The 15620-nt window shown below is 65.6% G+C and carries 5 protein-coding genes and 2 pseudogenes; 5 read left to right on the forward strand and 2 right to left on the reverse strand.

Going from position 1 to position 15620, the window contains the following annotated elements; genetic code table 11:
* Positions 1 to 974 precede the first annotated feature (974 nt).
* The 4 genes from ACWDEX_RS04965 to drmB are packed head-to-tail and all read left to right on the forward strand — an operon-like array spanning position 975 to position 12652.
* Positions 975 to 5642, forward strand: a complete 4668-nt coding sequence (locus ACWDEX_RS04965; protein WP_450461783.1) for a helicase-related protein — start codon at positions 975 to 977, stop codon at positions 5640 to 5642.
* Complete coding sequence (locus ACWDEX_RS04970) at positions 5639 to 7549, forward strand: UvrD-helicase domain-containing protein (protein WP_450461784.1); 1911 nt, start codon at positions 5639 to 5641, stop codon at positions 7547 to 7549. The genes ACWDEX_RS04965 and ACWDEX_RS04970 overlap by 4 nt, the downstream gene beginning before the upstream one ends.
* Complete coding sequence (locus ACWDEX_RS04975; RefSeq protein ID WP_450461786.1) at positions 7546 to 10791, forward strand: helicase-related protein; 3246 nt, start codon at positions 7546 to 7548, stop codon at positions 10789 to 10791. Before ACWDEX_RS04970 ends, ACWDEX_RS04975 begins: the two co-directional genes overlap by 4 nt.
* A 1-nt stretch (position 10792) precedes the next feature.
* Complete coding sequence (gene drmB, locus ACWDEX_RS04980) at positions 10793 to 12652, forward strand: DrmB family protein (protein WP_450461787.1); 1860 nt, start codon at positions 10793 to 10795, stop codon at positions 12650 to 12652.
* 143 nt (positions 12653 to 12795) lie between these two features.
* Here the strand turns inward: drmB and ACWDEX_RS04985 are convergent, their stop codons facing one another.
* The gene (locus ACWDEX_RS04985) at positions 12796 to 13914 is read right to left on the reverse strand and encodes a DNA cytosine methyltransferase (protein WP_450461789.1); all 1119 of its coding nucleotides are present in this window, start codon (positions 13912 to 13914) and stop codon (positions 12796 to 12798) included.
* A 408-nt stretch (positions 13915 to 14322) separates the two neighbouring features.
* Between ACWDEX_RS04985 and ACWDEX_RS04990 the strand changes: the two are divergent.
* A pseudogene (locus ACWDEX_RS04990) lies at positions 14323 to 15441 on the forward strand (IS630 family transposase); the annotation flags it as partial.
* Positions 15442 to 15462: 21 nt separating this feature from the next.
* Here ACWDEX_RS04990 and ACWDEX_RS04995 read toward each other — a convergent pair.
* Positions 15463 to 15609 (reverse strand): annotated as a pseudogene (locus ACWDEX_RS04995) (mycothiol transferase); the annotation flags it as partial.
* Positions 15610 to 15620 lie beyond the last annotated feature (11 nt).

Consider the following 15620-nt stretch of genomic DNA (forward strand, 5'->3'; position numbering starts at 1 on the left):
GATAGCCAGCTGCGACCGCGACCAGTACTGCCACCAAGACAAACAGGGCAAAAGCCAGGGCCGTTACGGCACCGTTGTCGTGCATCATGGCATCTCCATACTTCATGCGGGTTGGGTTGGTGCAGCTAAGAATCGAGAAACAATGCATTCACCGTGACATTCGTGAAAAAATACGAAACCGGCGCACAGCACGGCATGTTCGGCGGGGTCCAGATCCGGGATCCAAGGGATTCAGGAAAGCACAAAAGACTGTCGCACCATGAGTAAGAGCGGCGGATCTCCGGAGTACATTTCCCGCCCCAACGTCAATTTTCCCGTTGAACCACGAACGAGCCAACCACGACAGATCCCTGCGATATGCAATGGAGCCTTCTCAAGATCACCCCCTTACCCCATCCCACGACAACCAGAGGGCCAGCCACCCCGATTGACCGCATCAGCATGTAGCCGAAAATCCGTCGACACAAGTCGACTACCAACCAGCGAGAGATCTGTGATAGAGCAACGAACATTTAAGTAGAAACGGTGAAGAATCCCACCACTGCCCACGATCTCCATGTGACACACATACCTTCCACCTGGACAGAAGGGGTGCAAGCAGACCCAAACGCGACTATTAGGAATAAACGCTAGAAACTGCGCAACTTCGCGGCGGCTCAACCCGTTGCAAGCTCATTCCCAGATGCATGCAATACGTCGCCGAAAGTTCTTGCACCGAATTGATGAGCTTCGTTAAGATGCAGCCCTTGGACCCGGTGCATTCGCCGCGGATCCCATAGACCGGGGAAGTCGTCAAGCATGTTGAGCCACGCCATGCCTTCAAGTCGCCACATCAACGACTGAAAATAATTTTTTCGATCAGGTCTTCGACCGAGGATCTCATTGCCCGTACTGAAGACTGCTTTCTTTCGAAGCAATCTGGGGGATGTTCTTTCGTGTCCTTTTCTGCGCCGGAAACGAACAGCGTCGTAAAGATGGTCGAGGACCTGTCACAGCGGGTCCTGAATGTCTACAGAGCCGACCCGGGCCACGTCCTGGAGCACGCGAACAATGAGCGACGCATCACCCAAGGGGGTTACGGTGAGCGACAGATCTACGAGCTCGTCCAGAACGGCGCGGACGAGAACATGGAACGGACGCCCGGAGTCGTGGGCACGATCCACGTGCTCCTCACGGCCACACACCTTTACTGCGCCAACACTGGCACGCCCATAACCCCTGCCGGCGCCGACACGATCCTGCGCATGTCCGTGTCTCGGAAACGGACCGGGAAGATCGGACGCTTCGGGGTGGGCGTCAAGTCGGTGCTGAGCGTGTCGGACACTCCTCGCTTCTACAGCACGACCGGCTCCTTCGGCTTCGACAAGGAGTGGTCGGCCCAGGTCATCCGGGACACGGTCCCCGACCTCTCGGCGCTGGACCCCACCCCGGTGCTGCGGATGGCGCAACCGCTGGACCTGGACTCGGACCGTCGGCTAGACAAGCATCTCGACGAACTCATGACGTGGGCGTCGACGACGGTGGTGCTCCCACTGCACGACGGTGCCGATGACCGGCTGGGGCGGGACATCATCAACTTCCCGGCGCACTTCATGCTCTTCTCCCCCCACATGGACCGCCTCGTTCTGGAGGACACTCGTGCCGGCCACGGGCTGCGCCGGGAAATCACGCAGGAGAGGGAAGGCATCCAACGCCGAGTCGTGGAGCAGCACGATGGTGCCCGCCACAGCAGTGAGCGCTGGTTCGTCTTCAGCGTCGACCACGAGCCGAGCCCAACTGCGGCGCAGACAGCGGGAGAGCTGCATGATCGGCCTGTCGTCACCATTTCCTGGGCGGTTCCCGACAAGGGCGTCCCGCTGCGCCTGAAACGAGGAAACTTCTGGGCCTACTTCCCGACCAACTACGACACGACCCTGACCGGCATCCTCAACGCGCCCTGGAAGACCCCGGAGGATCGCCAGAACCTGACCAAGAGCGACTTCAACGAGGAGTTGGTGACCAGGGCGGCGGAGCTCGTGGTCGACTCGATCCCTCAGCTGTACGAGGAGAAGGATCCGGCGTCCTACCTCACCCTACTCACGGCCCGCGGCCGGGAAGCCTCTCAATGGGGCGACGAGATGCTGAGTCAGAAGGTGTTGCAGGCAGCTGCCCGCAGGCCCTCATTGCCGGACCAGGACGGAACCCTCCGCCTCCCCAAGGAACTGCGCCTGCATCCGGAGAACCTCGCACCGACCTGGCTGGAACAGTGGGCAACCCACCCGGGCCGTCCCAAGAACTGGTGCCACCACAGTGTGGAGAGTCGTGAAAGGCGGTCCCGGGCAAGGGACATCCTCGACCAGGCCGGCGTCGCTCCGTCCTCGCTGCGCGACTGGCTGGAAGCACTCGTCTCCGACCGCAGTGTCGAAGGGGCGAAGTACGCACTGGCCCTTGCAGCCTCCGTCGTGGAGGCCGGCAACCAGCTCCAAGTGGCCGAGGCGCGGGCTGCGCGGCTCCTACTGACCGAGCGGGGTGACTTCCGTTCGTCCTCCGAAGGCACGGTTTTCCGCCGACACGACGGCGTTCGTCTCCCGTACGAGACGACGGTGTACCTGCACGAATCGATCGCAAACGACGTCGAGATGCTCCACGCGCTGAAGGTCCTGGGTGTCGAGGAGGCCAATGCCGCCGGACGGCTGCGGGCCGCCGTGTCGTCGGGCTTCGCCAGGTACAAGAACAACGACTGGGAGGACTTCTGGTCTCTCGCACGCACGGTCGAGCGTGACGAGTTGGTCAGCATCGTCAAGGAGCGTTACCCCGAGCCCGAGAACGTTCTCAAGGTGCACACCGCCACTGGCCAGTACCGGGTCATCCGTGACTGCATCCTGGGGGGCCCCGTTGTGCCCGTGGACGGACAGCGCGATGCCTCGATTCTCGTGGACCCGGTTTTCCATGAAGGCGACGCGGAGGTACTCAAGGCCCTTGGTGCCGTTGATCGACCAGTGACCCGGGTGAATCCTCGCCCGGACTCCTGGTTCAGCGACTACAGCAATGTCATGTACAACGAGTTCTGCGCGACCCTCGGGCCCAACAGCTCCCGCCCACGGGCGTCCTCCGTGAGTCTCATCGGCCAAGATCCCCCCGGACCCCTGCACCTTCTGCGGGAGCTCTCCCCCGAAGGTCGGGCCGCGTTCGCGCGGGAGCTCCCTGATCTCGGGATCGTGCCCGACTGGCGATGCATCCGGACTTCCGGACAGGGTGGGGACCTCCGTGTCGTGTCGCCCCTGGTCTGGCTGCTCCGTCAGCAGGGCATGCTCGGTACCTCGCTCGGAGTGAGGCGGCCAACTGCCGCGGTGAGCCCCGAGCTGGACGTGGACAGCACCCTGCTCCCCGTTGCCGATCTTTCCGGCACGTATGCGCGTGCGCTCGAGCTGCCTTCCAACATCCAGGACGTACCAGCTGCTTTGTGGGCCGAACTGGTCCAACGAGCGGACTCGGGGACGGATACCGAATTCGTCGGAAGGGCCTACGCGTTTCTGGCCCGATCAGCCCCCTCAGGCACTCTGGAGCACGAGGAGCACCTTTTCCGTTGCCGGGTGGGTGACGACTGGGAGGTGCAGCGAAGCAAGAGCATCGCCGTCACATTCGACGAGGCCCAGTACGACGTCCTGCTCCGTGAGCGTGTGCCCGCGCTCCTCGTCCCCACCGACACCGACGCACATTTCCTGGTCGACCGATTCCGTTTCCGGATCCCCTCCGACCTTCTGGTCGAGGAGATCCACTCCGTCCCGCTGGCGGAGCCGGTGTCCCTGACCGACGTCTTCCCACGGTTGCGTCAGGTTCTGCCTCGAGGGTCGGCCTGGAAGCTGGCGCACTGTTCCGACCTGGTCAGGATCATCCGCGGCCCGGAGGGTCGACGGGAGCAGGCACTGACCGAAACTGTCCAAGGGCTCACCGTTCTGCTCTGTGGGGAGCACGACGAGAAGTCGAGCCTGGAAGCGGTGGATCGGCTCCTGGGGCTGCGCCTCGGGGTCGATGGACGCGAAGCGCTCCTCCGCCAGCAGGAACAGGACCAGAACGACAGAAGGTTGCTGAAGGTCCGCCAGGAGAGCGACCCGGCCACCAAGCTCTTGCTCGCCCTCGGCGAGAGTCGACTGATCTCCGAGCTCCCTCCAGGGCTGGCGCTCGCCGACGCGGAGTTGCGCGGAACCGGCATCGACGGCATGCGCGCGGCGCAACTACTGCTCGCCGCTCACGGGGAGGACATCCTACGTGTGCTCGCATCAGCGCTCGCCGAGGCGGGCTTCGAGGTGCCGCAGACCTGGACGGGTGGGTCGGCTGCGCGGAGCTTCGTCCGTGTGTTCGGTTTTCCGGAGTCCTGGGCCGGTGACCCGCAGACTTCCGGCTCCCCCTCTCCTTACGAAACCGTCCCTGGCCCACGCAAGCCTCTGGAGCTGCATGGCTACCAGAAAACACTGGTGCAGCGCATGTACGACCACCTCGCCCAGGACGAGGAGAAGCGGGCGATGCTACAGATCCCCACGGGATCGGGCAAGACGCGGATCGCTGTCGAGGCAGGAGTCCGGGCGATGCGCGACGGCCTCCTCGACCGCCCGATCCTCTGGATCTCCCAGAGCCAGGAACTGGCGGAGCAGGCCATCGAGACCTGGGCCTACGTCTGGCAGACGGAGGGATCGGGGAAACCGCTACGAATCACCCGATTGTGGGGTGGAATGCCGGATGCCGTTCCCGTCTCCGACGGGCCGCAGGTGGTCGTCGCCCTCGACGACACCGCGGTGCTGAGGCTCCCGAAGGAGGACTACGCCTGGCTGCGTGACTGCGCCCTCGTCATCGTCGACGAGGCCCACTTCGCCGTACCGAAGACCTACACGCGCATCCTCGACGCTCTCGGTGTCGACCAGTACCGCACCTCGCGTCATCTGGTCGGTCTGACAGCAACAGCCTTCCGCGGCGACAGCGACGACGAGACGCGGACCCTGGCCTCCCGTTTCGGGCACAAGCGCCTCGACTTCGGCGTGTTCCAGGACGACGACGCCTACGGGCATCTGCAGTCCTTGGAGGTCCTGGCCGAGGTCGAGCACGAGGAGCTGCTCGGCGGCTCCTACGCGCTGGACCCGAAGCAGGTGGCCGAGATGCAGAGCACCCATGCGATGGCCCTGCCTGCGGACGTCGTCAGGCGCCTCGCCCAGGACGTCCCACGCACCCGGCGCATCGTGGACAGGATCGAGGAATTGCCCCCCGACTGGCCTGTCCTCGTCTTCGCCACCTCTGTGGAGCATGCTCAGGTCCTTGCCGCACTGTTGCAGGACCGTGGCATAACAGCGGCCTCGATCGACGGAAGGACACCGCCGAGCATCAGGCGACGCCGCATTGCCGCGTTCAAGGAGAACAGGATCAGGGTCCTGACCAACTACAAGGTACTGACTCAGGGATTCGACGCTCCTGCTGTCCGCGCCGTCGTGGTGGCCCGCCCCACGTTCAGCCCGAACACCTACATCCAGATGATCGGCCGAGGCTTGCGCGGCAAACTCAACGGTGGCAAGGAGTCCTGCCTGATCCTCAACGTGGCCGACAACATCGAGAACTTCGGTCGCGGGCTCGCCTACACGCGTATGGAGCATCTGTGGCACAGGAGGACCCCGTGACCGCATCCGCAGCGGTGGCAGATGAACCGACGGACGGCCAGCGCCGCATCATCGAGGAGCCTGCCGGACGCAAGGTGCTGGTTACCGCGGGCGCCGGAACCGGCAAGACCTTCACATTGGTCAGGAGGATAGAGCACCTCTCCTCGGAAGGTCTGGCCGGCGGAGACCTCCTGGTCCTGACCTTTTCGCGCGCTGCCTCGGCCGAGTTGCGCGAGCGACTGCGGTCCCTCGGCGGCAGGTCGCAACACGTGCGTGTCTCGACATTCGACGCCTGGGCCCTTGCGTTGCTCAGGGAGACCGCGAACGACGAGGCCTGGCACGCCTCTTCCTTCGACGAACGGATTCGTGCGGCCGTTCGACTCATCGAGGACGAGACGACGGCTCCCGAGTCGCTCGACGAGATTCGACACGTCATCGTTGACGAGGTCCAGGACCTTGTCGGCGATCGCCGGCGACTCGTGACGACCTTTCTGGAAGCCTACGAGTGCGGCTTCACCATTGTCGGCGACCCGGCCCAGGCCATCTACGGCTTTCAGGTCAAGGATCCGGAAGAGCGGGCCCACGAAACAGGCAGGTTCTTCTCCTGGCTCCGCACGCGGTTCGAGGGTGAACTCATCGAGTTCACCCTCTCCGAGAACTTCCGGGTCGCTTCCGACGAAGCGGGCTGCGCGCTCCCCTACGAGGCCGCGGTTCGCTCCTGCGTCACCTCCTCGGAAGCCGACACAGTGCACGAGCATCTGCGCACGGAGTTGGCCACCAGGCTGGAGTTCGGCGACCTGGAGGTCCCTTACGTGCGGGCCCACCTCTGCGACTCCGGCGTGACGACCGCCGTCCTGTGCCCCACCAACGGCGATGCGCTGCTGATCTCGCGCTGGTTGGCCGATCTGGGCATCGGCCACCGGGTCCGCAGAGGCGCCGGTGAACATGCCGTTCCCTCATGGGTCGCAGGGGTCGTGTCCCAGCTGTCGGACGCCGTCTCGGTCTCGGAGGACCGGTTCCTCGAAGCATGGGAGGCTCTGCAGCACGCGCCCGGCCCTGACCGAAGCCGAAGCGCGTGGCGGTTGCTTCTGCGGGCCGCGGGCGACCGGAGCGGACGTGTCGTCGAGGTGGGGCGGCTCCACGAAGCCGTCGCCCGTGGGAACCTGCCGGACAGCCTAGTGGCGCAGGAGGACGACGGTCTGCTCGTCTCGACGTTCCACCGCGTCAAGGGTCTCGAGTTCGACCGGGTGCTCGTCGTCGACCCGGGCCCACCGGACGACGGTCGCGAGCAGGTGGCTGCCGATCGCTGCGACACCGCCCGGGCCCTCTACGTGGCGATGACCCGGGCCCGTCACGAGTTCTACCGCCTGCAGCCGCCCGACGCATACCTCACCCGTTCCCGCGGAGTCCGACTGGTACGGAAGGTCAAGGGCACGGATCGATGGGGGCGGTACGGCTACAAGCGGAGTCATCGGTTGGGTCTTTCCGTCCTGGCCGGGGACGTCCATCGTGATCACCCGGCAGGGCTCGAACACGTCATTCGCGACCCCGGGCAGGTGCAGAAGTACCTGTCCTGCAAAGTCTTCCCGGGTGACGAGGTGGTCTGGACACGACTGGACGAGGTGGCCGAGACACACGAGAGCCGAACGGCTCCCGGTTACGCCCTGCTCCACGACGAACAAGTCGTCGGCGTCGCCTCTGAAGCCTTCCGTCGCGACCTCTACCGCTTCATGCAACAAGGGAAGTCACACCAGCCGGCGCAGTGGCCTCGCAACATCACCGGAACCCGGATCGATCTCGTCGAGACCGTTGCCGGCGAGGACGCCGCAGCCGTGCGCGCCGGTCTCGGCGCGCGCGGACTCTGGCTTGCACCGCGGCCGATCGGTATCGGCCGGTTCCACTACGACGGCAGGATCGAGGACGCATGACGGACGACCACGAGCAGCACTACGGCTTCCGCGAGCAGTTGGTCGGGCGATTGAAGTCGGACCTGCTCGGCCCGCACGGAGAACACGGCCAGGACGTCGAGCTCCTCGACGACTGGCCGGTCACCACCTACTCCACCGGGGTACTGTTTCCACGCGTCGTAGGCCCGACAGAATCGGAATGGTCCGATCTGGAAACCGCGGAGCAGGACCTCGACGATGCCGACTCCACTGTGGCGGTGAACGAGTCCCCCGATGCGGACATCGTGCTTACCAAGGTCAAGCGTCCCTCGGCGACCGGTCTCACCTTCGCCGTCGACCCGGCGCGCAGCCGCCACATACTCGTGCACGTGTCCGCGGCCGTGTACGAGCCGGTGGGGCCCTCGGGTGAACCTGTGGTACCCGAACGTGCCGAACAGGGCAGCACCGAAATACCCCAGGTGCGCTGGCGCCGCCGTCCCCTCCAGATCCCCCCTGCACCCGTTGACGTTCAGGGCCCACGCGCAGAAGAGGTGGAACTCGACAACGGCCTGAGCCTGCGCCTGCGCGTTCGTCCTCCTCGCGGGCCCCGAAACACGATCTCCGTGACCACCACCCTCGTGAACACCCACGCCGTGGAGCAGCAGGAGATCAAGGATCCGAAGTGCTTCTTCCAAGTGGGACTGCGGATCACGGTTCCCGACCGAAGCGCAGCGCTCGTGGAACGCCCGACGGTCCGCGAACTCGACGACGAGAGCCGGCTCACCCTGCTCCTTCACCGTCACGCACCCACATTCGCCGTCGGCCACGGCTGTGCGGTGGACTGGTCCTGGACCCCCTCGGCGGTCGGAGAGCCCGCGCGACATGAGACGCCCGCGGGAGTCAGCTCCGTGTGGACGGAACACGTACCCGTGAACGAGGTCTTGCTCGCCGACTCGAACTCCTCCGTACCCGGCACCCTCCTGAGCATGCAGTACCTCGCCACTGCACCGAAGCACGAACTGATCAACTCCCTACGCAAGTTCGTCTCGCTGTACAGGAACTGGATCGACGACCGTGTCGCGGACGCGGAGCTGCTGCGCGACGGAATCTACGGCGATCCCTCCTACGTGCACCTTGCCGAGGAGCAGCTGGAGCGCTGCCGTGTCGCCCAGCGGCGCATGAGCGCCGGTGTGGACCTCTTGGAGCGCGATCCCGATGCATTGGAGGCATTCCGTCTCGCCAACCGCGTCATGGCGCTCCAGCGCGGCAGAGGCCAGTGGATCAAGCGGGAGCGTGTGGGCGAACCCTCGCCCGAGGGCTCGTGGCGGCCGTTCCAGCTCGGGTTCATCCTGCTGTGTCTCAACGGCATGGTGGATCCGGCGCACTCCGACCGATCCGTCGCCGACCTCCTCTGGTTCCCGACCGGTGGTGGCAAGACGGAGGCCTACCTCGGGCTGATCGCCTTCGCCGTCTTCCACCGGCGTCTGCGCCACGGCGCAGCGGGTGGCGGCGTGAGCGTGCTCATGCGGTACACCTTGCGCCTGCTCACCCTCCAGCAGTTCGAGCGGGCAGCCCTGCTTATCTGCGCGATGGAGAGCGTACGTGCCGAGCAACCGAAACGCCTGGGGCAGGAACAGATCTCCATCGGCATGTGGGTGGGGAGGGCTGCCACACCCAACAATCTCAAGGATGCCGAGAAGGCGCTGAAGAAGCTCACGCGCGGGGAGAAGCTCCAGGAGGAGAACCCCGTCCAGCTCAAGGCCTGTCCCTGGTGCGGCACCTCCTTGTTGGTCCGCAACCATGAGGTCGACGTGCCCGGGAACCGCATGGTCATCCGCTGCGACGACCGCGCGTGCGACTTCTCCCCCGGGCTCCCTGTGCACGTCGTCGACACGGAGCTCTACCGAGTCCGACCCACGCTCGTCATCGCCACTGCTGACAAGTTCGCCCGTGTTGCCTGGCGTGAGGACGTCGCGGCGCTCTTCAACCTGGACAAGGGCCGGCTCTGGCAAAGCACCCCACCACCGGAGCTGGTGATTCAGGACGAACTTCACCTGATCTCCGGACCACTCGGAACCCTCGCCGGCCTCTACGAAGCGGCCGTGGACATCGCGTGCGCCCGCCCGAAGATCATCGCCTCCACGGCAACGATCCGGCGCGCCCAGGAGCAGGGACGAGCGCTGTTCGGGAGGGACGTGGCGCAGTTCCCACCGTCCGGCTTGGACGCCCGCGACTCGTGGTTCGCTGTCGAGGCCCCCAGGGAGCGGAAGCCGTCACGGCTCTACGTAGGTCTTCTCGCGCCCGGGCTCTCCCAGGCGACCCTCCTCATCCGCGCCTATGCGTCCCTCCTGCACAACGCAGGGCACCTCCGGTGTCCGGACCATGCGGTACGGGACACCTACTGGACGCTGCTGGGGTACTTCAACAGCCTGCGACTGCTCGGTGCTGCCGAGCTGCAGGTGAACGCGGACGTCAACGAACGCCTCAGGGCACTGGCCGCGCGTGACGATGTGGAACCTCGGCAGGTCGTCCCGACCGAGATCACCAGCCGCGTCCCGTCCAGTGACCTTCCAGGGCTCCTCGGCGCCCTCGGACAATCCCTTGGGACCGGGTCTGCTCTGGACGTGCCGCTGGCAACCAACATCATCTCCGTCGGTGTCGACTTCGACCGCCTCGGCCTGATGGCCGTGACCGGGCAGCCACAGACAACTGCCGAGTACATCCAGGCCACCAGCCGTGTCGGCCGCGCCCACCCCGGTCTCGTCGTGACCCTGTTCAACGCGGCCCGATCCAGGGACCTCTCCCATTACGAGAACTTCGTCGGCTACCACTCGGCTCTCTACCGGCAGGTCGAATCGACCAGCGTTACCCCCTTCGCGGCGCGCGCCCGTGACAAGGCTCTCCATGCCGCGTTCCTCGGACTTGCCCGCCTCCTCCACCCGGAGATCCGCGCGAACGCCGACGCCAAGGACGTGAACAGCTTCGGTCAGCAACTGGCCTCGGCCCGCGAGCAGTTGGTGCACCGTATCCGACAGGTCTCACCTGCCGAGGCCGAGCACGCAGACGCGGAGATCCGTGCTTTCGTCGACCACTGGCATCAACTCGTGGAGACCAACGAGGAGCTGAAGTACGAGGCCGATTTCGAGTTCAAGGCCGACCCTCACCGCAGGCCGGACCTGGCCCTGCTCCGCACCCACGTGGACCACGACCTCACCGAGGCCCGCCCCACCTTGTGGAGCCTGCGCGATGTCGACGTCGAGTCCCACCTGTACCTGGAGAGCTGACATGCCTCGCAGAACCAAATCCGGCACCACCGGGACCGACGACGCCCGCAAACGCCCGTCCGTCGGCTCCGTCCGGCGTGCCCAGCAGATCACCACGTACGGCGTGGGTGGCCTGCTCGCTGTCGCCGACCAGTCGTACATCGTCAGCGGGCTGGACACCTGGGACGTCACGGGCGAGGCCGATCTCCGGGATCAGCGCTTGGAACCGATGCTGCAGGTCAGCGGGTTCCGCCGCCCGCCCGCAGCCCGCGTCCCCACGGGACGCGGCGTCCGCGTGCGTCGTTTTCCCGACACGTACTCGTGCCCTGAATGCAAGGCCCTCAAGGCATTCCGCCACCTCAGCGCAGGGCCGGACAGCAATCGTTGTGCCCGGTGCTCGACCCTGCTGGTGCCCTCGCGCTTCATGGTGGCCTGCGAGGACGGACACCTCGACGAATTTCCCTACTGGGCTTGGGTCCACGCCGACCCGGAGCGCAAGAGCGGTGCCCCCACCTCGTGCTCGCGGGCCACCGCTGAACTGACTCTGGAGACCGACGGCCGCACGTCCAGTCTCCGCAGCGTCGTGATCATCTGCAGCTGTGGGAAGAAGGCATCGATGGACGGTGCCTTCGGTGAGAAGGCCCTCGTCCGCCGGGGCCTTCGCTGCCACGGTACCCGCCCATGGCTGGGGCGCGACGCAGCGGAGCGCGATTGCAGTCGGCCTCCGCAAACCCTCCAGCGAGGATCCTCGGCAGCCTGGTTCGCCGAACTGCGCTCGGCTTTGTCGATCCCCCCGTGGCACACGGAGCTGATGGAGCTCGTCGAGGCAGACCGCAAACACCTCGTCGGCAAGAGCGACGAGCGCATCGCGGAGTTCGCAGAGGACGAAGGCTGGCTGAGGCCCGGCGGATACTCCCTTTCACAGGTGCTGCGCACGGTCCGAACGCTTGAGAACGCAAACCGGCCCGAGCCCACGCCCGACGACGAGGACGAGATCCGGTTCGCCGCCGGCGAGTTGCTCCGGCAGGAGGAGTACGAACAGCTCTGCAAGGTCACCGAGGACACGCCCGAGAACAAGCATTTCGTCTGTGAGCCCCCCAAAGACCGCGGCCTGTCCGACATTCCAGGCGTCGACCATGTGATGCAGGTCAAACGCCTCCGCGAGGTTCGGGCCCTGACCGGCTTCACCCGCATCCGCCCTTCGCAGGGCTCGAAGGCCGACCGGGCTCGTGTTGGCAGTCTGAGCAAGAATCCGGACCTCGGCTGGCTCCCGGCGATCGATGTCGTCGGCGAGGGCGTCTTCCTCACCCTGGAGCAGACGCGACTCCGGCAATGGGAGTCGGCGGTGCACCCCACCGAATCCGACCGGGTCCGGCGCATGCGGGCCGCTCACGAGGCCATGCTCCGGGATCAGGGGTGGGAGAAGCCCCACTCGCCGCTGACGTCACGATTCGTCCTTCTTCACACGCTCGCTCACGTGCTGATCAACGAATGGAGCCTCGACTGCGGCTATCCCGCGGCATCCCTGCGGGAACGGCTGTACGTCAACGACGAGATGTGCGGTGTCCTCCTCTACACCGCGACGAGCGACTCGGCAGGCAGCCTGGGCGGCATCGTCGCGCGAGGGGAGATCGCGCAGCTGTCCAGGAGCCTCTTGTCCGCCCTGGAACGTGCTTCCTGGTGTTCGTCCGACCCACTGTGCATGGAGGCCGACGCCAACGGTGTCAACGGGCTCAACCTTGCGGCGTGTCACGCATGTGTCCTGCTGCCCGAGACCAGCTGCGAGATGAACAACACGTTCCTCGATCGTGCGCACCTTGTCGGGGCGCACGACGAGGGCTTCCCCGGCTATTTCGACCCGTGGTCCACCTTGGGCGGATGAACCCCGCCCTCGCGCTCATCCGCGTCCTGCGCAACGCCGACGGCGCGGGTCCTGCACCCGGACGCATGACGTCGTGGCGCTGCCTACGCGGGTGGAACCACGCAGACGGAGAAGCAGGGCAGGCCTCCCTCTCCGATGGAGAACTAATCCGCCTCTGACCGACGCCAGGTCAGAGGCCTCTCCAGCGCACTGTTCAGTTGGGCGTCGAGGCCCAACGCTGCGGCAAGGATGTGCATGCCGAAGCGCGGCGGAACAGCGTTGCCGATCTGTTGTGCGATGACGCTGCGCGCGCCGGGTGCGCTTCCGTCGTCGCCGTTACGGCGTCGCCACGGATAGTCCGCCGGGAAGGTCTGCAGCTGTCCCAGCTCGGCCAAGCCGAATTCGCCGAGCTTGTGTTCACCCCATACCAGTTTGTTCCGCGACCCCTTGCCAGTGACCGTGGCCGACGGCTGATCGTGACGTCGCCGCCCCCGGGCCTTGGGATCGCCCCCTGTGCCGTAGTTGGACACCACCTCGAACGGACCTCGGCGAGCCAGCACCATGTCCATGGTGACCCATTCCTTGAGCGCCGGATCACCGGCGTCACGAGGAATGCTTCTCCTGTAGGGCCGGTGGGTGGGCTCGGGCAGCTTCGGCTGCTCCGGTAGGAGTGCTCCCGGTCCGTTCCAGCGCGCGATCATGATCGCCCTGCGGCGCGTCTGCGGCACGCCGTACTGCTCGGTTCGCAGTATGTCCGGCTCGGCAACGCTGTAGCCCTTGTCCGAGAGAATACCGGCGAACACCTTCCATACCGGAAGCACGGCCGGTACTTGCTCGAGAACGATCGCCTGGTAGGGCTGCCTGCCTCTGAGCAACGCCTCAAGAACCCACCGAAGGGGCTCGAGCACCAAGCCGGTGCGCTCGTCACTCAGGTGTTTCAGTTCCTCGCCGATCGATGCGAAGTCTTCGACGATCTCGACTTCGGCGTACCGTTCGGCGAACTTCGTCACCTCGTGCAGCGCAGCACGCCCCTCCCCGTTGCCGGCTACAGTGAAGGTCTGGCAGGGCGGGCCGCCGACGAGTACGTTCGCCTCGGAATAGTCCTCGGGCCCGAGTTCCCGCACGTCCCCGCAGTGTGTGGGTAGATCCGCGGCAACGCGAGTGGCGCACGCATCCTGGTCCCACTCGATCCCTTCGACAACCTCGATGCCCAGGTTTCGAGCGGCCACGTCGAATCCGCCTGGGCCGGCGAAGAGATCGAGGATCTTGAAGGTGTCGGACACGCGCAATCCTTGCAGGGCGAGGAGGGGACAGGCTGGCTTTCCTCGCCGCTCCCCAGGTCAGGGCATGGAACAGCCCCCATCGTAGCCGGCAAGGCGCCCCATGAGAGCCGCCTTCGACTGCCTGGCACAAGACGAACCGGTGGCAGCCAGCGGCCCGACACTCTGCGCATGGCCGTGGAGATCGCAGCCCGGCAGAAAATGAGATCGAGTCTCAGCATGCGGACTCTCTTTCTCCACCGGGATCCAGAACATCGGGTCCGCGGTTCTTCACCAGTGGTTTGAGCAGCAGAGTCGCCCTGGCGCTGGGGCGGAGGTCGCTAGTGCCGTATCAGGCAACGTTCGCCCTGCCGTGGTGTGACGCGCCGCCCGGTTCCGTTCTGAGCGACGCGTGACCGTCATTCTGTGTGGGTGGCAGAACGAGTACGTGTGCGTGAAACCAACAATGACGAGGGCAAACGACTGCTGCGGATCATCCGTAGGGGCACCGGGTCGGTGGTGACCTGGCGGCGGGCCCAGATGGTGCTGCTGTCCACACAGGGCATGGCGGTAGCGAAGATCGCTGAGGTGTCGTTCACCAGCGCCGACCGGGTCCGAGACGTGATCCACAACTTCAATGTCGATGGCTTCGACTCGCTGTACCCGAAATACAAGGGCGGCCAGCCCAGGACCTTCACGCTACCCGAGCGCCGCGAGATCAAGAAGATCGCCAAGTCCAAGCCGACCGAGCACGACCTGCCGTTCTCCACCTGGAGCCTGACCAAGCTGGCGGACTTCCTGGTCGCCGAGGGGGTGGTCGACGACATCAGCCACGAGGGCCTTCGGGCCCTGCTCCGCGAGGAGGGCGTCTCCTTTCAACGCCTGAAGACCTGGAAAACCTCCCGTGATCCGGACTACGCGACCAAGAAGGCCCGCGTCGAGCACCTCTATGCGATCGCTGACGGCGAGGTCATACCCGAGGAGGGCGAGCCCGAAATCATCTTCTGCCTGGACGAGTTCGGGCCGCTCAACCTGATCCCCCACCCCGGGCGGCAGTGGGCCGACCGCGGCGGCAGGCACAAGGACCCCGACCGTGAGCCACGCCGACGGCGCAGGGCGACCTACCACCGATACGGCGGAGTACGGCACCTGTTCGCCGCCCTGGACCTGGCCAAGGACAAGCTCTACGGCCACATCAAGCCGGTCAAGAAGCGCACTCAATTCCTGGAGTTCTGCCGCTACCTGCGCACGCTCTACCCAACGGAGGTGCGGATCGCCATCGTCTGTGACAATTTCTCCCCGCACCTGACCACGAAGAAGTGCCAGCGGGTCGGCACCTGGGCGGCGGCGAACAACGTCGAAATCGCCTACACCCCGACGAACTCCTCCTGGTTGCACCGGATCGAGGCCCAGTTCACGGCCCTGCGCTACTTCACGCTCGACGGCACGGACCACGCTGACCACAAGGAACAGGGCAGCATGATCCGCCGCTACGTCATCTGGCGAAACCGCCACGCCGACGACCGGCGCCTACGCGCCGTCGTCGACCAGACACTGCCTGATCCGGAAGCGCTATACGCCGGTGGTGCCGTCGATGCGTTCCCGGATCAGGTCGGCGTGGCCGTTGTGGCGGGCGTACTCCTCGATCATGTGGACGTAGATCCAGCGGAGGCTGACGTCCTGCTCCATGAAGCGGCCGGTGTCGGTCAGAGCGCGGCGCAGTGCTCGCG

The sequence above is a fragment of the Streptomyces sp. NPDC001020 genome, assembly GCF_053599115.1.

Excerpts from the sequence above, each read along its gene's own strand:
- ACWDEX_RS04965 (WP_450461783.1), top strand. The coding sequence starts at position 975 with ATGGTCGAGGACCTGTCACAGCGGGTCCTGAATGTCTACAGAGCCGAC.
- ACWDEX_RS04975 (WP_450461786.1), top strand. The coding sequence starts at position 7,546 with ATGACGGACGACCACGAGCAGCACTACGGCTTCCGCGAGCAGTTGGTC.
- drmB (WP_450461787.1), top strand. The coding sequence starts at position 10,793 with ATGCCTCGCAGAACCAAATCCGGCACCACCGGGACCGACGACGCCCGC.